This is a genomic window from Geodermatophilus dictyosporus (assembly GCF_900115505.1).
GTDB classification, from domain to species: domain Bacteria; phylum Actinomycetota; class Actinomycetes; order Mycobacteriales; family Geodermatophilaceae; genus Geodermatophilus; species Geodermatophilus dictyosporus.
Window position 1 is genome coordinate 583,881 of sequence record NZ_FOWQ01000003.1, and the last position, 19,621, is coordinate 603,501.

Consider the following 19,621-nt stretch of genomic DNA (forward strand, 5'->3'; position numbering starts at 1 on the left):
ACCAGGTCGCCGGGTGGGCCCCTGCCCACCCGGCGACCCCGGAGCCGCGACCGGCCGGCCGCGCGTGGTACCTGCGCGCCCGCCGGTCAGGCGGCCGGGCGCAGGGCCACCAGCCACCCGCCGACGGCGGTCGCCTTCGGCAGGCGCCAGGTGGCGCTGCCGCTGGGCCCCGTGGCGGTCGTCGCGCGGGAGGCCAGCTCGGCGGCCTGGGCGCCGCTGCTCTCACCGAGCTCGGTCCACCCGCTCGGCGGCTCGATGCCGGCCGCCGAGCTGTCGAGACCGATGCCCCCGACCAGCAGCGCGCCCGGGGTGACGGTGGTGACCCCGGGGAGGGTCAGGCCGGTCGCGGTGAAGGTGCGGTCGACCCCGGTCACCGGCGCGGTGTCGAGGGGGGTGGTCCGGTCGACCCCGCGGAAGCTGCCCACGACGGCGTTCCACTTCTGGGCGGCCGACAGCCGCCAGGTGTAGGAGGCCGGCTCGGTGGCCGCGCTGGTCACCACGTGCGAGTAGACGAAGACCCGGGCCCCGCCACCGATGGACACCGGCCCGGTGAGCACCGGCGTCCAGCCGGCCGGTGCGCTGCCGACCGTGGGGGCGCTGTCCGTCGTGAACTGCGCGATGAGGACGTCGCCGTCGGCGATCCCCGCCGGGCGGGGCACCGTCACGTCCGGCACCGCGGTCAGCGACACCGCCGTCGCCGAGGGGCCGGCCGTGACCGCTCCGCCGGCCGGCGGCGGGGTGTCCGGGCCCGTCACCGTGATGGTCGCGGTGGCCGGGCTGCTGGTGCCGGTGGCGTTGGTCGCGGTGAGGGTCACCGTGTAGGTGCCCGGCGTGGTGTAGGTGTGCGCCGGGTTCTGGCTGGTGGCGCGGGTCCCGTCCCCGAGGTCCCACGCCCAGGAGGTGGGCGTCCCGGTCGAGGTGTCGGCGAACTGCACCGCCAGCGGCGCCTGCCCGCCGGTCACCGAGGTGGTGAACGACGCGGTGGGGGCTCCCGGACCCGGCGGCGGTGCCGTGGGCCCGGACGCCGGCCGCAGCGCGCGCAGCCAGCCGCCCGAGGAGGTGCCCTTGCCCAGCGTCCAGGTCGCCGGCCCGCTCGCCCCGGTCTGGGACGGGGTGCGGTGCGCGAGCTCGGACACCTGGGCCCCCGAGCTCTCCCAGGCCTCGGTCCACCCGGTCGGCGGGGTCACCGCCGTCGCCGAGCTGTCCAGCCCGATCCCGCCGACCAGCAGCGCGCCGGCCGTCGTCGTGGTCACGCCGGGCACGGTGAGGCTGGCCGCGGTGTAGCCGGTCTGGACGGCGGTGCTCGCCGGGGAGTCGAACGGGGCGGTCGTGTCCACGCCGCGGAACGCGGTCATCCCGGCGTTCCACTTCTGCGCGGCCGAGAGCTGCCAGGTCCACGACGCCGGCTCGCCGGCCGGGTCGCCGACCACGTGGGAGTAGGCGAACACGCGGGCGCCGCTGTGGATCGCGACCGGCGCCGTCAGCACCGGCGTCCAGCCGGCCGGGACGGTGGCCATGGCCGGGGCGCCGTTGGCGGTCACCTGGGCGACGAGCACGTCACCGGCGGCGACGCCCGCGGGCCGCGGGACGGTCACGGCGGTACCGGCGGTCGTGCCGACCGCGGTCGTCGACGCGCCCACCGAGATGCCCGCGGGCCGCGGCGGGGGAGGCGCCGTCACGGTCACCGTGGCGGTGGCCGGGGCGCTGGTCCCGACGTCGTTGGTGGCGGTCAGGCGGACCGTGTAGGTGCCCGGTGCGGTGTAGGTGTGCGCCACCTCCCGCGTGGTGGCGGTGCTGCCGTCGCCGAGGTCCCAGGCCCAGGAGGTGGGCCCGCCGGTCGAGGTGTCGGTGAACTGCACCGCCAGTGGCGCCTGGCCCTGGGTCACCGAGGTGGTGAAGGACGCCGTCGGGGGCGCGGGCCGCGGGCGCAGCGCACGGACCCAGCCGCCCGCGGCCGTGGCCCGGCTCAGGGTCCAGGTGAGGTCCCCGGTCGGGCCGGCCGCGGAGGTCTGGCGGGAGGCCATCTCCGACACCTGGCCGCCGTTGCTCTCCCAGGCCTCGGTCCACGCGGCGGGCGGGGTGACGCCGGCCGTGAGGTTGTCCAGGCCGAGACCGCCGACGAGCAGGGCGCCGTCGGTGACGGTGGTCAGGCCGGGCACGGTGAGCCTGCTCGCCGCGTACGTGGTGTCGGTGGCGGTGCTCAGCGGGGTGTCGAAGGGCGCGGTGGGGTCGGCGCCGGCGAAGGCGGTCATCCCCGCACCCCACCGCTGGGCCGCCGACAGCGTCCACGTCGCGGTGGCCGGCTCGGTGGCCGGGTCGCCGACGACCCGGTAGTAGGCGAAGACCCGGGCGCCGCTGCCGAGGGCCAGCGGGCGGGGCAGCAGAGCCGTCCAGCCGCTGGGGACGGCGGCCATGGTGGGTGCGCCGTCCGCGGTGACCTGGGCGACCAGCACGGTCCCCGCGGTCACGCCCGCGGGCAGGGGGACGGCCACCTCCGTGCCGGCCGTCGTCCCGGCCGCGGTGGTCGACGCGCCCGCCGTGACGACGCCGCTCGCGGTCGCCGCGGCGGTCACCGTGACGGTGGCGGTGGCCGGCGTGCTCGAGCCGGTGGCGTTGGTGGCGACGAGGGTGACCGTGTACGTACCCGGGGCGGTGTAGGTGTGCGCCGGGTTCCGGGTCGTGGCGGTGGTGCCGTCGCCGAGGTCCCAGGCCCAGGAGGTCGGGGTGCCGGTCGAGGTGTCGGTGAACTGCACCGCCAGCGGTGCCTGCCCACCGGTCACCGAGGTGGTGAACGACGCGACGGGGGCCACCGGCGCCGCCGGCACGGCGGCGAGGTCGGCGTGCCAGTAGCGCTGGGAGGCCTTCTGGCTGGCCAGGACGACGATCCCGCTGGCCGCGGTCACGCTCTGCTTGGTGCCGGTGACGTCGTTCATGTTGGCCGAGGCGACGTCGCGGATCACCGGGGTGCCGCGCCCGGCGGCGAAGACCGGGTCGGCCATCGGTGCGGTCTTGTCGTAGATCGTGCCGGGCGCGCCGGCGAAGGGGCACCCGCCGCTGGTGGGCGCCGTGGCCAGGACGTGGACGGTCTGGTGCTGCTCGTCCAGGATCAGCAGCGGCCGGGTGTGGCAGTCGGCGAGCGTGCCCACGGTCGTCGCGGACCACGCCCCGGTGCCCGGCTTGAAGCTCAGCAGCCGGATCTGCGGGTCGGTGGGGGCCGCCGTCGGGTCGCCGTCGAGGCTGGTCTTGACCACCGCGAACACCCGACCGGACGTGTCGGCCTGCACCGCCTTGATGTTCAGGTGGTCGTCGGCCTGGCGGTTCCCGCGGACGGCGGGGCTGCCCCGCCAGGAGGTGCGGGAGGTGCCGTCGTCGTGGACCGCCCAGTACACGGTCCCGTCGAGCTGGTTGCTCCACAGCAGCCCGATCCGGTTGCGGCCGAAGGCCACCACGCTGGAGATGTCGTCCGCCGACACGGCCGACCCCGCCACCGGGACGACGAACGGCGTCCCCCAGCTGCTGTCGCTGCCGGTGGTGGAGTTGACGTACACCGCGCTCGTGTAGCCGCCGCCCGCGGCCGCGCTGACCTGCGTCCAGGTGGCCCACAGGGTGCCGGTGGAGTCCTTGTCGATGGTCAGGGACTCGCTCGAGTACTGGGTGATGGCGACGGGGAAGCCGGCGTCGAGTGTGTACCCCCGGTCGGCGGACCAGCTGTACCGGTAGAGCCGCGCCGGGTTGTTGGCCAGCGACGGGGTGGCGCTCGTGTCGCTGGACAGGCTCACCACGTGCGACGCGACGTAGAGGCGCGTGCCGTCCCACAGCACGTCGGCCAGGGTGTTCGGCCGGTCGTCGACCTGCACGCCGGTGTCGACCCACTGCTGGGTCGAGCGGTCCAGCCGGAAGACGTGCCAGGTCTTCGAGGCCGTGTCGAACATGTTCGCCCACCACGAGCCCTGCGCGAACCAGAGCTTGCTCTGCGGCTTGTCGGACGTGGGCACGTGGGACGCGCCGGCGTAGGACGGCCCCTGGTACCCGAAGTCCCCCGTCGCTGCGCTCGCCCGGTCGGGACCGACGACCACGCCGCCGACTGCCAGGAGGGCGGCGAGGACGACCACGATCAGACTGCGTGTGGCACGCACGAGTGTTGCTCCCCCGTCATAGCGTTGACCCGTGCGCGGCGCTCGGACGGCGTCCCGCTGCACGGATGACCTCGATCGACGCTAGGTGACCGAGCGTGAGCGGCGCGTCCCCCCGCGAGGTGACACCCGCCCGTGGCCGGACCCGCCGGCCGGGCCGCCCGCCGACCGGGCGGAGGGGCACTCCGGGGTCGCGGGCGGCCGGCGGCTCAGCGGTCGAGGACCGCCAGCATCGCCTCGGCGATCGCGGCGTGACCCGCGTCGTTGGGGTGGAACTGGTCGCGGACCGCCCCGCTCGGGAGGACCGAGCCCTCGGGCCCGCGCAGCGTCTCGTCGACGTAGAGCGGGCTGAGGGGGACCACGACGCCGCCGTGGTCGGCGCAGACGGGCCGCAGCTCCCGGTCGAGGGCCGTGGCGAGCTCCGGGCCGTTCCACACGCCGTCGCACACGAGCGTGGCGTCGGGGGCCAGAGCGCGGACGCCGTCGAGCAGCGTGGCGTAGTCCGTGCCGAACCGGGCCGCCGAGATCGCGACCGAGTCGTTGGCGCCGACCTCGACGAAGACGAGGTCGAACGGGCCGGTCACCTCGGACAGGTCCTCCGCGGCCTCGGCCGCGCTCCAGCCAGGTCCGCCGACGGTGGCGACCTCGACCGGACCGCCGGCCGAGAGGCCGGCGGTGACGCGCGCCCGGTAGGTGAGGCTCTCGTCGCTGGCGAAGGAGCCCCACATCAGCGAGTCGCCGATGAACAGCACCCGGAGGGCGCGGTCGGCCGGCCGCTGCACCGGGACGGCCGCCCGGGTGGGCGGGGCCGGCTCTGTGGCGGTCGGGTCGGTGGCGGTCGGCTCGGTGGCCCCTGCCGCCGCCGGGGCCGTGTCCTGCCGCAGGGCCGCCGGCCCGACGACGGCCAGGCCGGCGAGACACACCGCCATGGCGACGAGGGCCCAGGCCGGCGGCCGCTCCCACCTCCCGCCCCGGGAGCGCCGCGTCGGGCGGTTCGGGGACGCGTGTCGGGCGCGCATCAGTCGGTCCGGCGGCCGAGGGCGCGGTAGGTCCAGCCGGCGGCGGTCCAGGCGTCGCGGTCGAGGGCGTTGCGCCCGTCGAGGACCCGCCTCTGGCGCACCACCTGGCCGAAGGCGACCGGATCGAGCTCGCGGTAGGCCCGCCACTCGGTGAGCACCAGCACGGCGTCGGCACCGGCGGCGGCCTCCTCGGCAGTGGCCGCGTAGTCCAGCTGCGGCCACAGCCGGCGGGCGTTGTCGACCGCGGCCGGGTCGGTCACCCGCACGACGGCGCCCTGCAGCTGCAGCTGCGCGGCGACGTTGAGCGCCGGGGAGTCGCGGATGTCGTCGCAGTCGGGCTTGAACGCCGCCCCCAGCACCGCCACCCGCTTGCCCAGCAGCGACCCGTCGCAGACCTCGCGGGCCAGCTCCACCATCCGGATCCGGCGACGCATGTTGATGTTGTCCACCTCGCGCAGGAACGTCAGCGCCTGATCGGCGCCCAGCTCCCCGGCGCGGGCCATGAACGCCCGGATGTCCTTGGGCAGGCAGCCGCCGCCGAAGCCCAGGCCGGCGTTGAGGAACTTCCGCCCGATCCGGTCGTCGTAGCCGATCGCGTCGGCCAGCTGCTTGACGTCGGCGCCGGTGGCCTCGCACAGCTCGGCCATCGCGTTGATGAAGGAGATCTTGGTGGCCAGGAAGGAGTTCGCGGCGGTCTTGACCATCTCGGCGGTGGCGTGGTCGGTGGTCACCTTCGGCGTCCCGCGCTCGACGATCGGTGCGTACACCTCGTCGAGCAGCGCCTCGGCGACCTCGCCGTCGGCACCGGCGGGCAGGCCGTAGACCAGCCGGTCGGGGTGCAGGGTGTCGGCCACGGCGAACCCCTCGCGCAGGAACTCCGGGTTCCAGGCCAGCAGCGCACCGGGCACCTTCTCGGCGACCAGCTCGGCCAGCCCCGCCGCGGTGCCCACCGGCACCGTGGACTTGCCCACAACGAGGTCACCCGGGGCCAGCACACCCACCAGCGACTCGACGGCCTCCTGCACGTAGCGCAGGTCGGCGGCGTACTCGCCGCGCTTCTGCGGCGTGCCCACGCACACGAAGTGCACCCGCGCACCGGCCGCCTCGGCCACGTCCGTGGAGAACCGCAGCCGCCCGGTGGCCAGCGTGCGCGCCAGCAGCTCCTCGAACCCCGGCTCGTAGAACGGCGCGCGCGCCTCGGTCAACGCCGCGATCTTCGGCCCGTCGACGTCGATGCCGACCACCTCGTGCCCCAGCTCGGCCATCGCCGCGGCGTGCACCGCCCCCAGGTAACCGCAACCGACCACCGAGACCCTCATCGACACGGACTCCCTCTGCGACGCGATCCGCCGACCGACCGGCCGGCGGGAGCCACCCGGCGGACGCCGGGTGACGAGGCGGGATCGTGACACCCCCGGGAGCCCCCAGGAAGGCGGGAGGAGGGGTCGGTCGGCGCCGGGCCGCCGGAAACAACCCCTAGGGGGGAGGCCTCCGGGAGGAGGGGGGTCCGGCCGGTCGTGGCGCACCTATCGTCCGACGGGCGCGGCTCGGGCCGCGGGCCGAACGGCTACACCAGACGTGGGGAACGAGGACGCACGATGAACTTCGGTGAGATGCTCCGGGCGCTGCGGCGGGGGTGGTGGATGCCGGCGCTGGGGCTCCTCCTCGGGGGCCTCGCCGCCCTGGCGGTCACGACGACGACCACGCCCGTCTACACGTCGCACACGCAGCTGTTCGTGTCCACGACCGACTCGTCCTCCACCGCCGAGGCGTTCCAGGGCAACCAGTTCGCGGAGAAGCGCATCGCCTCCTACGCGGAGCTGCTGACCAGCCAGGAGCTGGCCGCCCGGGTCGTGGACGAGCTCGGCCTGGACCTGACGCCCGGTGAGCTGGCCTCCCGCATCGAGGCGGCCCCGGTCTCCGGCACGGTGGTCCTCGACGTCAGCGTCACCGACCCCTCGCCCGAGCGGGCGCAGCGGATCGCCCTGACCGTCGCCGAGGAGTTCATCGCCGCGGTGGAGGAGCTGGAGACGCCGGCCGGCTCCCTCACCTCGCCGGTCAGGGTCACGGTGTTCGGTGCCGCGGACCTGCCGCGGTCGCCCAGCGCGCCCCGGCCGGTGCTCGACCTCGCGGTCGGGCTGGTCATCGGCTTCGGCCTGGGGGCGGCCACGGCGGTCGTCCGGGCCCGGCTGGACCGGTCGCTCAAGGACCCCGACGAGGTGGCCGACCTGGCCGGTGCGCCGGTCATCGGTGTCGTCCTCCGGGACGACGAGCTGCAGGAGCGGCACCAGGTGGACCTGCAGAGCTCGAGCCGGTCGGCCGAGGCCTACCGGCACCTGCAGACCAACCTCCAGTTCCTGGACGTCGACACGCCCCCGCGGGTGCTCATGGTCTCCAGTGCGATGCCGTCCGAGGGCAAGACGACGGTCGCGGTGAACCTGGCGCTCGCCCTGGCCGACGCCGGCCAGCGGGTCGCCCTCATCGAGGCCGACCTGCGGCGACCGCGGGTGACCAGCTACCTCGGCCTCGTCACCGGGGTGGGCCTCACCAACGTCCTGACCGGTCAGGTGCGGTTCGAGGAGGTGGCGCAGCCCGTCGGGGAGGACGGGAGCCTCGTGGTCATCGGCGCCGGACCGTCGGCGCCGAACCCGGCCCAGCTGCTCGCCTCGGGCGCGATGGGCACCCTCCTGCAGGAGCTGCGGGCGACCCACGACTACGTCGTCCTCGACGCCCCGCCGCTGCTGCCCGTCGCCGACGCGACCGGCCTCGCCGTCCTGGTCGACGGCGTCCTCCTCTCCGTGCGCCACGGCAGCACGACCCGGGAGCAGCTCCAGCGGACGCGCACCACGCTGGACCGCGTGGGTGCCCGCACGGTCGGGACCGTCCTGAACATCGTGCCGGCGCGCGACGACGTCAGCACGGCCTACGGCTACAGCGCCGAGTACGCCGCCCGGCCGGCGGCCGTGGCGCGCTAGGTGGACCCCCGGCCGTCGGGGGTCGGCACGCCGTGAGCGGCGGGCCGGCCCCCGCGACCGAGTTCCGGCTGCTGTTCGTCTGCACCGGCAACATCTGCCGGTCCGCCGCAGCCGAGCGGCTGACCCGGCGGCGGCTCCAGGAGCTCCTCGGCGGTGGCGCCTCCGCCGTCTCGGTGCACAGCGCCGGGACGCAGGCGGTGGTCGGCGCCGCGGTCCACCCGGACAGCGCCGCGGCCGTGCGTGCGCTGGGTGGGGACGTCGAGGGGTTCGCCGCCCGCCGGCTCCGCCGGCCGATGGTCACCGAGGCCGACCTGGTCCTGACGATGACGCGGGAGCACCGGCAGGCCGTGCTCGGCCTCGAGCCGCGGAGCCTGTCCCGGACCTTCACCCTCCGCGAGGCGGCGGACCTCGCGCGGCTGGTCGGCGGGCCGCCGGACGCCGCGGGCGCGCCGGACGGCGACCTGCGCGGCCTCGTGGCCCGGATGGCCGCGGCCCGGCGGCTGCGGCCGGGCGCCGGCGCGGACGACGACGTCGACGACCCGATCGCCGGACCCCCGGAGGCGCACGCCCGGGCCGTCGCGAGCATCGCCGGGCACCTGGGGCCGGTCCTCGACCACGTCGTCCGCTGCCGGAGCTGACGGGCGCCCCGCCGGGCTGCGGTCCCTGGTCCACGGCGTCACCCCGGACGGGCACGACGAGCCCGGCGAGCTCGTCCGGCGCACGAGACCCGACCTCGGGCGGACGTCGGCACGGATCGGGCTCGGGGAGGCCTGCGGCCGGCCGCCGTGGCCTCCGGAGCCCTGGTGCTAGCCGGCCGAGGGTGAGCGGTTGGAGTTCCAGATGTCGACGGCGTACTTCCACTCACCGTCAGGCTGGCGGCGGTGGACCACGACGTACTTCCCCTCGTCGACGACGTCCGGGCCGACCCGCATGTCGTAGCGCCCCTCCTCCACCGCCAGGTCGTCTCGTTCGTCGAGGCTGACGGTCTCGAGTCGGCCCCCGGTGACGCCCATGTCCATGACGCTCTGCCAGTACGCCTGGATCCCCTGCCCCGTCACCGGGTCGGACCCCGGGGGCAACAGGTGCGCGTCCGGCGAGTAGACGGTGGCCAGGAGAGCGGAATCGCCCTTCTCGAGCGCCTGCACCAGGGTCGCGTTCAGCGTGTCGACGTCAGTGCGGGACATGGCGTGCCTCCTGGAGAGCCGGGGAGAGCCGGGGAGATCAGGCTGGCACTCGTCTCGACCGCCAACAAGGGTCGGACTCCGCGGAGGACCTCCGGCGTCCCGGCTCTTGACAGCCGCCGGCGCCCCTCCGAGGGTGAGCCGTGCACCACGACGGAGCTGAGCGGGCGCTCGCTCGAGCGCCCGCGGAGTCGTAGCCGCGCGACCGCCCGGGCTCCTGTGCCTCCCCGGAGCTGCGCCGTGCTGAACACCGTCCTCGTCGCCGGAGCCAGCGGACTGGTCGGAGCCGCTGTCGTGGACCGCTTCCTCGACGACGGCTGGGACGTCGTCGCGGTGTCGCGGCGCGAGCCGGAGGTCTTCAGCGACCGGCCCTTCGTGCACCTCGCGGTGGACCTGCAGGACGAGGGCGCCGCGAAGGCGGCGTTCGGCGGCATCGCGGACGTGACCCACGTCGTGTACGCCGCGGTCTACGAGAAGCCCGGTCTCATCGCCGGGTGGACCGAGGAGGACCAGATGCAGACCAACCTCGCGATGCTGCGGAACCTGGTCGAGCCGCTGTCCGGTGACGACGCCCTGCAGCACGTGACGCTGCTGCAGGGCACCAAGGCGTACGGCATCCACGTGCACCCGATGCGGGTACCGGCGCGCGAGCGGTACCCGCGCGACGAGCACGCCAACTTCTACTGGCTGCAGGAGGACTACCTGAGGGAGAAGGCCGCGCAGCGCGGGTTGCGGTACACGATCTTCCGGCCGCAGCTCGTCGTGGGACCCAACTACGGCGTCGTGATGAACCTGCCGCCGGTGATCGGCGCCTACGCCGCGATCTGCAGGGAGGAGGGGCGGCCGTTCTCCTTCCCGGGCGGCCCGCCCTTCGTCTGGGAGGCCGTCGACACCCGCATCGTCGCGAACGCCATCCGCTGGGCCGCCACGGAGCCGAGGGCCGACGGGGAGCACTACAACCTCACCAACGGCGAGGTCTTCGAGTGGCACGACCTGTGGCCGGCCCTGGCCGAGGAGCTCGGCGTGGAGGTGGGCGACGACGAGCCGCTGAGCATGGCGGAGTTCCTGCCGTCCAAGGCCGACGTCTGGGACCGCGTCGTCGACCGGCACGGTCTGCGCAGGATCGGGATGCAGGAGCTGCTGGGGGAGTCGCACCACTACGCCGACTTCTGCTTCCTCCACGGCGCGACGGAGGACCCGCCCCTCGCCTTCGTCAGCACGGTCAAGATCAAGCAGCACGGCTTCTGCGAGGTGATGGACACCGAGGAGTCGTTCCGGCACTGGATCCGCGTGCTGCAGGAGCGCAGGGTCCTCCCCCCGCGCCACCGGGCGTGACCGGCCCGGTCGTCGGACGTCCCGGAGCCGCCCCCCGTTCCTCACGCCCACGACGGTCGTGAGGAACGGAGTCCCCCGCGGGGCGGCCCTCAGGCGGTCGGCGGCTGGTAGTCCGGGTGCACCTGGCAGGCCGCGTCGACCTCCTCCGGGGTCATGAGGACGACGGTGCGCAGGCCGATGGCGCCGCTGCCGTTCACCGCGAGGGCGATGGCGGTCGCCGTCCGGGCGTCGGGCAGCTCGACGATCGTGTAGACGTCGTCGGACCCGAACGCGAAGTCGAAGGTCTCCACCCGGCCGCCGAGGTCGGAGACCATCTTCTCGATGGCGGCCCGCCGAGCGGTGCCGCCGACCGCGAGGACCGCCTTCGAGCCCTGCGGGGAGTAGCTGCCGATGAAGAGGTAACGGGGCATGGCGCCTCCCGTCTCGGCCCCCGTGCGGGCGCGATCGTCCCGCCGGGGACCGCCGGCGACAACGACGGCCGCTGCGGCGGAGCGGTCCCCGGCGTGCCGGCGACGGACGGTCAGACCCCGTTGGCCGGGCGGGACCGGGCGGTTGCCAGGACGGCCAGCTCGTCCCGGAAGAGCCGCCGGGTCGCGAGCAGGGCCGCCGCGGCCGCGAGCACGCCGCTCGCGGCCGTGCCGAGGACGACGACCGGGTCCGGCGCGGCGCCGCGCAGCGCCGTGGCCACCGGCCAGGCCACCGCGGCGGTGGCGGCGGCGACCGGCAGCGACCGGGCGTAGCTGCGCAGCACGCGCCCCACCAGGCCGGGGCTGATCCGCGCCGAGAAGACCAGCATGGTGAGGAAGTGCGCGACGATCGCCACGGACGCCCCGACGGCCACGCCGCGAACGCCCCACGCGCTGCCGACGGCGCAGCCCAGCGTGACCTCCGCCGCGTACAGCCACTGCCGCCACGCGCCGCCCAGGACCGCTCCGGTGGCGCGGGTCAGGGAGCCGCTGATCTTGTAGGCGGTCCGGGGCAGGAGCACCACGGCGAAGACCTGCAGCGGCACGACCACCGCAGTCCAGCCCGGCCCCAGCAGGACCGCGACCACCTCGGGAGCGAGGACGAACAGCAGGACGCTGACCGGCAGGGTGAGCAGGGCGACCAGCGACCCCGCCAGGACGTAGGCCCGGGCGAGCCGGTCGCGGTCGTCCTGGATCCGGGACAGCGACGGGAACAGCACCTTGTCCGCGACCGTCCCGATCAGGTTCGCGGGCTGCACGAGCAGCTGGTAGGCGCGCGAGTAGACGCCCAGGGCGGCCGGGCCGAGCGTGGAGGTGACGACCAGGTTGTCACCGTTGAGGCCCACCCAGTTCCCCAGCTGCGAGAGCGAGTAGGCGGACCCGAAGCCCAGCACCCGCCGTGCCGAGCGGACCGTCTCCGCCCACGGGGGCAGGCGCACCGGGTGGCGCACCAGCGCGTACGCGGCGACGGCGGTCACCAGCGCCTGGACGACCTGCCCCCACACCAGCGCCGCGGCACCCGCGCCGGCGGAGGCGAGGACCACCGTCGTCCCCAGGTAGCCGATGCCGTAGGCCGACAGCTCGACGAGCACGAGGGCGCGGAAGCGCAGGGACCGCTGGAGGAGTCCGAGGGAGACCGAGCCGAGGCCGCCGAGGACCAGCACGACCGACAGCAGCCGCAGGAAGGGGGAGTCGACCGGGAGCCCCACCAGCGGGTTGACCAGGGGGGCGGAGAGGAACAGCCCCGCGGCCAGGACCACGCCCAGCGCGGTGGCCACGCCGAACGCGGTGGACACGTCCGCGCCGCTCAGACTCCGGGCCTGCACGAGGGCGGGCCCGATGCCGAGCTGCCCGAGCACCACGGCGAGGCCCATCACGACGGTGGCCGCCACCGCGGTGCCGAACTCCTCGGCCGAGAGCAGCCGGGACAGCACCACGATGGAGACCAGCTGCAGGAGTGCCTGCCCGAGCGCGCCGAGCAGCGACCAGGACAGCCCCCGGACGGCGGAGCGGGTCATGGACCGCGCCGGTGCGGGGGGAGGGGCGGCCGCCTCCGCCCGGGCGGCGTCCGCGGGGGTCACCTGCCGCGCCGTGCCAGGCCGACGAGGACGGCACGGGCGGCGCGCCGCGCCGCGCGCACGACCCGGGGGCGGCTCCGCTTGACCGCCGTCCGCAGGGTGAGCAGCAGCCACGCCAGGGCCATCCCGGGCTCGGCGAGCAGGGGGACCGACCACCGGGCCGCCCCGCCCAGCAGCAGGCGGGCCGGGACGCCGGTGACCCGGGCGGAGAAGACCGTCAGGACGGCGCCGCCGTAGGAGCTGACGCCCAGCGGCGTGTCGCCGTCCGGGGACCGGTCGTCCCGGCCGAGGACGGTGGGGGACTGCGCCAGCGGCGGCCGCTCGGCCGGGAGGTCCTGCAGGAACTCCCAGTCGATGACCTTGAGGCCCTCCACCGCGTCGCTCACCAGGTTCAGCGGCGTGAGGTCGAGCAGGTGGCTGCCGCGCGCGTGCACGGTCCGGGCGAGCCGGGCCAGCGCGAGGCTCGTGCCCGGCGTCAGCTGGGCGTGCGGGCCGCCGGGGAGGGAGCGCCGGACGTGCGCCCGCGTGTCGGAGTAGCGGGGGGACAGCAGCCAGGTGTCGCCGGCCTCCAGCAGGGCGGGCACCTCGGGGAGGTCGGCGAACTCGGTGCGGGCCCGCAGCTCCCGCTCGAGGAAGCGGTGGGCGCCGGGGTGGAAGACCTTGCAGACGGACTCGCCGAAAACGGGGTGGTCGACGACCGCGGTCACCGCCCGGCGGCGCCCGCTCGGCAGCAGCTCGACGACCGGGTACGGGAAGGCCGTCGCGGCGCGCAGGCCGGCGATCTGCGCCCGGAGCCCGGCCACGAGGGCGGGGTCGTCGAGGGCGTCGAGGTAGTCCAGTGCCTGCCGGGCGTTGTCCGAGCTGTGCAGCGGGTTGAACCGTGCCCCCGACGGCTGCCCGGCCAGCAGCCGGCGGCGGACGGCGAGCTTCGACGCGGTCACCCGCTCCGGCGAGGAGGTCGCACCCTCGACGACGGCGGCGAGGTCGAAGGCGACGACGTAGGCGGCCGGCCCGCCACCGCTGACGGCGAAGGGACCGGCGCCCCAGTTGCCGCCCCGCACCCGGGCACGGACCCGCGTCGCCTGCGCGGGGTCGAGCGGCACGGTCACCAGCGGCTCCCAGCCCTCGCGCACCAGCTCCGCGCGCACCCGGTCCAGCAGGCCGGCCGCCTGCTCCCGGACCACGAAGACGGCGAGCCCGGGGAGGTCGGCGTCGGCGGGGCCGAACTCCCGGTCCAGGGAGTCGCGGAGCCAGGGGTTGGCCTCGGCGAGCTTCTCCAGGGTGTCCAGCGGCGGGCGCAACCCGGCCGCTGCGAGGTGCGCGTCGAGGTCGGCCAGGGTCGGCCGGACCGACAGCCCGACGTCCGCGGCCAGGCCCCCGAGGATCGAGACGTAGTCGTGCTCGGGGTCGTCCGTCGCGGGGCGCCCACCGGGCTCGGCGGGCAGTCCCGACCGGAGCCCCTTGTGGTAGGCGACGTGGTAGGCCAGGGAGTCGAAGTGGTCGGCCGGGGAGGGCACGCGGTAGCGGCCCCGGGAGAGGACGGCGCGGTCGAGCACGCGGGCGGCCAGCGCGGGGGAGAGGTAGGGGATCCCGCGGAAGTCCGAGCCCGGCAGGCCCGTCTCGGAGTACACGTCGAACGCCTGCCGGGCCGGCGCCACCCGGTGCGACCCCAGCAGGGTCCGCAGCAGTGGCAGGTCCTCGTCGGCCACCAGGACGTCGACGTCCTCGCCGGGGTCGACGTCCGGGAGCGTCTCGAACCAGCGCAGGACGGCGTACCGCACGCCCCGGCGGTTCAGCTCGTCGAAGAACGAGTCGATCGAGAGCCCGGCCCGCAGGTGCCGGCGGGTCGCCTCCCGAGGGGCCAGCAGCCCCAGCCCGACCCCGGTCAGCACCCGTGCGTCCATCCCACTTCCCCCGTGTCCGGATGACGGCGCCGGTCTACCGGCTCCGTCCGTTCGACGGCGCGACCGTGCGCGCCTCACTGACGTGGATCCTCCCGTCCCGCCGCCCGTCCGCCGGGCCGGGCGGGGCCGCCCTCACCCCTCGGGGGCAGCCACCGCGGTGCGGCCGACCAGCGGCCGGCCGGCGCCCGCGTCCCGGCGCAGGCCGCCGCGCGCCGTCCGGGCCGCCGCCCGCACGGTCCGCCGGACCGAGGGCAGCGCCAGGAGCCGCAGCAGGCCGGGGAGGACGCCGCCGGGGACGACGTCCCCCGCGGGCAGGTAGGACGACGCCGGGCGCCCGTAGTCCAGGTGCCGGGACAGCCCCCGCCACCACAGCACGGACAGCCGGGCACGGGTCGCCGCCCCCCGCACCGGGCGGGGCAGCCCGCTCAGCGCGACGTCGGCGTGCCGGACGAGCAGTTCCCGCTCGGCCTGCACCGCGGCGACCACGTTGCCGGTGATCGTCCCGCCGTGGACCGCTCGGGCGGTCACCGGCACGGTGCGGTTCCACAGCCGACCCTGGGCGGCGGGGTCGCCGGCGAGGACGAGCCAGAAGGCGTAGTCGACCAGCCGCCGGACCGGCGGGAACCCGCCGACGCGCAGCGCCGGCTCCCGGCGGATCAGCGTCGAGGAGCTCACGAAGGGGTTGCGCCGCCACAGGCTGCGCAGGTCGACCGGCCGCGCCGGGTCGAGCACCGGGCCGCTGGGGGCGACCGCGGTGTCGGGGACCTCCCCGAAGCCGAGGACCCAGGCGTCCGGGTGTGTCTCGACCGCCTCCTCGAACAGCCGGGCGGCGTCCGGCAGCAGCCGGTCGTCGCCGTCGAGCACCAGCAGCCACGGTGCGCGCGCCCGCTCGAGCAGCGTCTGCCGGGCGGCGCCGACCCCGCGGTTCTCGACCCCGTCGACCACCTCCGCGCCGGCCGCGCGCGCCCGCGCCACCGTCGCGTCGGTGCTGCCGTCGGAGTACACGAGGACGCGCGCCGGTGCCGGCCGCTGCGACAGGGCCGAGGCCACGGCCGCGGCGATGGAGTCCTCGGCCTGGTAGGCCGGGACCAGGACCTCGTAGGCCAGCGTCACGCGAGTGCTCCCAGGGGTCGTGGTGTCGCGGTGGGCGCCGTCGGCCGCGTCCCGCCGGACCGCGGCCCGGGCGCCCGGTCGGGCACGGCGTCGGGCACGGCGTCGGGCACGGCGTCGGGCACGGCGTCCGGCGCGGGCTCCGTGGCCGGCGCGTCGTCCCGCCGGGGCAGGAGCTGCGCGAGCAGCACCAGGAGCACGGTCAGGCACGAGGGGTAGAGCAGCACCGGGTCGGTGATGCTCGCGACGACGGCGTACGCCAGCAGCACCGACGCGGTCCGGGACGACCGCGCGGACAGCAGCAGGGCGGCGAGCCCGACGGCGGCGACCGCGGTCCCGACGCGCCCGACCTCCAGCCACAGCTGGACGTAGGTGCTGTGCGCGCCGAGCTCGTCGCCCATGACCGCGACGGTCTGGCCCCAGCCGATCCCCAGGAGCTCGTGCCCGCGGGTGGCCTCCAGGGCGTCCTGCCACTGACCGAGCCGCCAGCCCGAGGCGTTCTGCCCGGACAGCCCCCCGGTCCGGGAGATGCTCTCCAGCCGGGTGAGCACGGTCGTCCCGACGAACGGCAGGGCCACGAGCGCGGGCAGCAGCAGGCCGACGAACCGCCGGGCGCGCAGCCACACCGCCGGGAGCAGGAGGACCAGGAACACCAGCAGCGCGGCCCGGCTGCCGGTGAGCAGCAGCGCGAGCAGCAGGACCGCGGTGGAGCCGGCCCGCAGCGCGGTGAACCGCGTGGCGTAGAGCTGGTACAGCAGGACGAAGCAGATCGTGTAGGCGGCGAAGTTGGGGTGCCCGAACAGGCCGCCGAAGCGCTGGCCCACCCCCTCCGCGGTGCCGAACGCCTCGGGGTAGCCGGTCAGCGGCTGGGCGAGGAGGACGAGCGCACCCACGGTCACCGCGCCCTCGACCCACGCCACGGTGCGGGAGCGTGCCGCCGCGGTGGAGTTGGCCAGGATCAGCACCAGGACGGCCAGGGACAGGAAGCGGGCGGTCCCGGGCAGGCCGGCGCCGCCGTTGACCGCCGCGGCGAGGGTGACCGCGAGCGCGACGGCGACGGGCCAGGCGGCCAGGGGCGTCCCGACCCGGCGGCGCGCCAGCAGCCACCCGGTGCCCACGGCGGCGCCGTAGAGGACCGCGACGTTGTCGAGGGTCACCGGGCCGGCCGCGTACCCCGACAGGTACAGCGGCCCCCCGACCATGGCGGCCAGGGCCGTGGCCCGCGGCCAGCGCGCCGTCACGGCCACGACGCCGAGGCCGAGGGCGGCTCCGGCGGTCGCCAGGGGGGCCAGCAGGGCGCCGGCCACGGCGGCCACGACGGCGACCCCCGGGACGAGGGGCCAGAGCGCGGGGAGGAGCCGGGCGTGCAGGGGCGGGGCGCTCATGAGCCGGTGTGCGCGGCCTGGGCCAGGAGCAGCAGCGCGCGCGGGCTCTCGACCAGGTAGCGCCGGCCGAGTCGGCGGGGCTGGTGCACCAGCCGGTAGGCCCACTCGAGCCCGAGCCGGCCCACCCAGTCCGGCGCCCCCGGCATGTCACCGGTGGCCATCTCCACGGCGCCGCCCACGCCCACGACCAGGCCGCGGGGCAGCAGCTCGGTGAGCGCCTGGCCCAGCGGCTCCCCCCGTGGCGCACCCAGCGCGACGAGGACGACGTCGCAGTCGCGCACGGCGACCTCCCGCGCGACGTCCGCCACGTCCCAGGTGCGGGCGTCCCCGTGGTGGCTCCAGGCCAGGGTCACGTCGTTGCGCGCCAGCTGCTCGGCGAACGCGACGGCGACCTCCGCCCGCGTCCCGAGCAGCGCGACCCGCCGCCCGGCGAAGGCCGGGTCGTGGAGCAGCGCGTCGACGATCTCGCGACCGGTGACCCGTGCGCAGGCCCGTCCGCCGCGCCGCACCAGGTAGGCCAGCGGCCACCCGTCCGCGGACACCAGGTCGGCGGCCATGGCGGCCTCCGCGGCCTGCTGGGAGGTCGCGATGAGGTGCACGTGCTGGAGGTTCACCGTCTGCACCCGCACCGGCCGGGTCTGCCACGGCGTGGCGAAGACGTCGGCCAGGCAGGTGACGAGCCGGCCCTCCTGGGCGCAGGAGCGCCAGAAGCCGGACACGCGGGTGTGGGGCGTCGACGTCAGCACGGTGTGCCTCCTCGGGTGGGCAGGACGCGGGCCGGGTTGCCGGCCACGGAGGTGGCGGGCGGGACGTCGCGCAGGACGACGCTCCCGGCCCCGATCAGGGCGCCCTCTCCCACGGAGATCGCGCCCAGCAGGACGCTGTGGGGGCCGACGTCGACGTGGGAGGCGAGCACCGGGCTGTCCTCGTCGGTGCGACGGGAGCCGAGGGTGGTGTTGTGGCGGAGCGTGACGTGGTCGCCGATCCGGGTGGCCCGGTTGACCACCAGGCCCATGCCGTGGTGGATCGCCAGACCGCGGCCCACGGTGGTGGAGACCGGCAGGTCGATGCTGAACAGCCGCAGCGCCACCAGGCGGTAGAGCAGCACCGGCGGCGCCGCGAGCAGGCGGCGCAGCCCGCGCCCGCCGCCGCGGGCCCGCTGGGCGAGGCGGAACAGCACCAGCACGAGCTGGACGCCGGGCCGGCCGCGGTTGGCCGCCCAGTCCTGGAACGGGCCGGGTCGGCCGGCGGGGGCCGGTGCGGTCCGGCCCCGGTAGGCGCCGGCCAGCGCCCGGCCGACCGCCTCGAGACTGCAGTTCTCCTTGGCCCAGGTCAGGCCGCGCTGCCCCCGGTCGCGGGACAGGTCGGGGTCGGCGAGCAGCTCGCCGAGCCGGTCGGCGAGCCCGGCCGGGTCCCCGTCGACGAGCGCGACGCCCTGGTCCTCGCCGAGCTGGTCGATCTCCCCGACGGGGGTGGTGACCACCGGGACGCCCAGGGCGAGGCTCTCCAGGACGAACATCGGCAGCGCCTCGTCCCGCGACGGCAGGCAGGCGACCCGCGCCGAGCGGAGGACGCCGAGCAGCTCGGCGCGCTCGAGCGCACCGGCGTAGCGCATCCCCTCCGGCAGGTCGTCCACCGGCAGGTCGCCGAGCGGACCGCACAGCAGGCAGGTCGCCTGCGGGTGGCGCCGGCGCACCTCCGGCCAGGCGGCGACCAGCCGGTCGACGCCCTTGCGCCGCCCGACCACGCCACCGAAGACGACGTCGGCGGTGCGCGACGGGGCCGGGGCGGTGCCCAGCTCGTCGAGGTCGACCGGGTTGAGCACCGGCCGCACCGGGGTGCCCGGGCACAGCTCGGCCACCCGGGCAGCCGCGTGGGGACCCAGCGGGAACACGACCCGGCAGGCGCCGAGGACCCGCCGCACGAGGCGCGGGTGCCGCTCGGAGAACTCACGGAAGCGGGCGCCGTGCAGGGTGGCCGCGGTCCGGATGCCCAGGGCGCGGGCGGCGAGGAGCACCGCCCCCTCGCGGAGGAAGGACCCGCCCTCGCTGAGGTGGGCGTGCACCCAGTCGGGCCGCCGGTCCCGCGCGCGGACCAGCCGGCCCACCACCCGCAGGGTGGCGGTGAGCCCGTGGTCGCGGGAGGACGGCGTCCACGTGGCGGCGGTCGTGGCCCGCACACCGGCGTCGGGCGAGCGTGCGAGGAGGGTGATGACCGTGGCCATCCCGCCCGCGGTCCGCACGTCCGGTCCGACGTGCACGACGTGCAGTTCCTCGCTCATGCAGTCCCCCGTGATCCGAAGCTCTCGAGGGAAGGTTGGGAGGTGTTCAGCGCCCTGTCATCGCTCGGTTACCCCAAGGAGTGAGGCCGGCGAGGTGTGCCACCCGGTCGGATGTCCCCGGTCGGTGTCCGTGCACCGTGGGTGACGGTGGTCGCGTGGCCGGGCGGGGGGCGGCGCCGCGGACTAACCTGGGGGATCGGCCCCCCGCGCACCCGGCGCGTCGTGTGTGGCCCCCGGCCTCAGGAGACGGTCCC

General features: G+C 76.1%; 14 protein-coding genes. 3 read left to right on the plus strand and 11 right to left on the minus strand.

Annotated elements, in window-relative coordinates:
• Positions 1–86: 86 nt before the first annotated feature.
• The 3 genes from BMZ33_RS23215 to BMZ33_RS10115 all read right to left on the minus strand — a co-directional run bounded on the left by BMZ33_RS23215 (position 87) and on the right by BMZ33_RS10115 (position 6,471).
• Entirely contained in the window at positions 87–4,136 is a 4,050-nt protein-coding gene (locus BMZ33_RS23215; RefSeq protein ID WP_169064131.1) for a PKD domain-containing protein, read from the minus strand.
• A gap of 206 nt (positions 4,137–4,342) precedes the next feature.
• Entirely contained in the window at positions 4,343–5,062 is a 720-nt protein-coding gene (locus BMZ33_RS10110) for an SGNH/GDSL hydrolase family protein (protein ID WP_091109420.1), read from the minus strand.
• An 89-nt stretch (positions 5,063–5,151) separates the two neighbouring features.
• Positions 5,152–6,471 (minus strand): UDP-glucose dehydrogenase family protein, encoded by a 1,320-nt coding sequence (locus BMZ33_RS10115; protein WP_091109423.1) that lies wholly within the window; start codon positions 6,469–6,471, stop codon positions 5,152–5,154.
• Positions 6,472–6,750: 279 nt separating this feature from the next.
• Here BMZ33_RS10115 and BMZ33_RS24035 point away from each other — a divergent pair, with 279 nt between their 5' ends.
• Positions 6,751–8,127: a tyrosine-protein kinase domain-containing protein gene (locus tag BMZ33_RS24035; protein ID WP_091109425.1), complete on the plus strand. Its 1,377-nt coding sequence runs from the start codon at positions 6,751–6,753 to the stop codon at positions 8,125–8,127.
• A 32-nt stretch (positions 8,128–8,159) separates the two neighbouring features.
• The gene (locus BMZ33_RS10125) at positions 8,160–8,765 is read left to right on the plus strand and encodes an arsenate reductase/protein-tyrosine-phosphatase family protein (RefSeq protein ID WP_091109428.1); all 606 of its coding nucleotides are present in this window, start codon (positions 8,160–8,162) and stop codon (positions 8,763–8,765) included.
• A gap of 168 nt (positions 8,766–8,933) precedes the next feature.
• Here BMZ33_RS10125 and BMZ33_RS10130 read toward each other — a convergent pair whose 3' ends face one another.
• Complete coding sequence (locus BMZ33_RS10130; protein ID WP_091109430.1) at positions 8,934–9,311, minus strand: YybH family protein; 378 nt, start codon at positions 9,309–9,311, stop codon at positions 8,934–8,936.
• 237 nt (positions 9,312–9,548) lie between these two features.
• Here BMZ33_RS10130 and BMZ33_RS10135 point away from each other — a divergent pair, with 237 nt between their 5' ends.
• Complete coding sequence (locus BMZ33_RS10135) at positions 9,549–10,643, plus strand: SDR family oxidoreductase (protein WP_091109433.1); 1,095 nt, start codon at positions 9,549–9,551, stop codon at positions 10,641–10,643.
• A gap of 89 nt (positions 10,644–10,732) precedes the next feature.
• On the opposite strand, the gene BMZ33_RS10140 is transcribed toward BMZ33_RS10135, so the two are convergent.
• The 7 genes from BMZ33_RS10140 to BMZ33_RS10170 form a co-directional block, all read right to left on the minus strand.
• Entirely contained in the window at positions 10,733–11,053 is a 321-nt protein-coding gene (locus BMZ33_RS10140; RefSeq protein ID WP_091109436.1) for a GYD domain-containing protein, read from the minus strand.
• 110 nt (positions 11,054–11,163) lie between these two features.
• Positions 11,164–12,627: a lipopolysaccharide biosynthesis protein gene (locus BMZ33_RS10145; protein ID WP_091109438.1), complete on the minus strand. Its 1,464-nt coding sequence runs from the start codon at positions 12,625–12,627 to the stop codon at positions 11,164–11,166.
• Positions 12,628–12,686: 59 nt separating this feature from the next.
• Positions 12,687–14,591 (minus strand): hypothetical protein, encoded by a 1,905-nt coding sequence (locus BMZ33_RS10150; protein WP_091109440.1) that lies wholly within the window; start codon positions 14,589–14,591, stop codon positions 12,687–12,689.
• Between the two features lie 132 nt (positions 14,592–14,723).
• Positions 14,724–15,704, minus strand: coding sequence for a glycosyltransferase family 2 protein (locus tag BMZ33_RS10155; protein ID WP_169064132.1), 981 nt, complete (start codon positions 15,702–15,704; stop codon positions 14,724–14,726).
• Positions 15,701–17,086 (minus strand): O-antigen ligase family protein, encoded by a 1,386-nt coding sequence (locus BMZ33_RS10160; protein ID WP_091109446.1) that lies wholly within the window; start codon positions 17,084–17,086, stop codon positions 15,701–15,703. The genes BMZ33_RS10155 and BMZ33_RS10160 overlap by 4 nt, the downstream gene beginning before the upstream one ends.
• On the minus strand, positions 17,083–17,832 hold the full coding sequence (locus BMZ33_RS10165; RefSeq protein ID WP_091109448.1) for a WecB/TagA/CpsF family glycosyltransferase: 750 nt from the start codon (positions 17,830–17,832) through the stop codon (positions 17,083–17,085). Before BMZ33_RS10165 ends, BMZ33_RS10160 begins: the two co-directional genes overlap by 4 nt.
• Positions 17,826–19,367, minus strand: coding sequence for a glycosyltransferase (locus BMZ33_RS10170; protein ID WP_091109452.1), 1,542 nt, complete (start codon positions 19,365–19,367; stop codon positions 17,826–17,828). The genes BMZ33_RS10165 and BMZ33_RS10170 overlap by 7 nt, the downstream gene beginning before the upstream one ends.
• Positions 19,368–19,621: the final 254 nt, after the last annotated feature.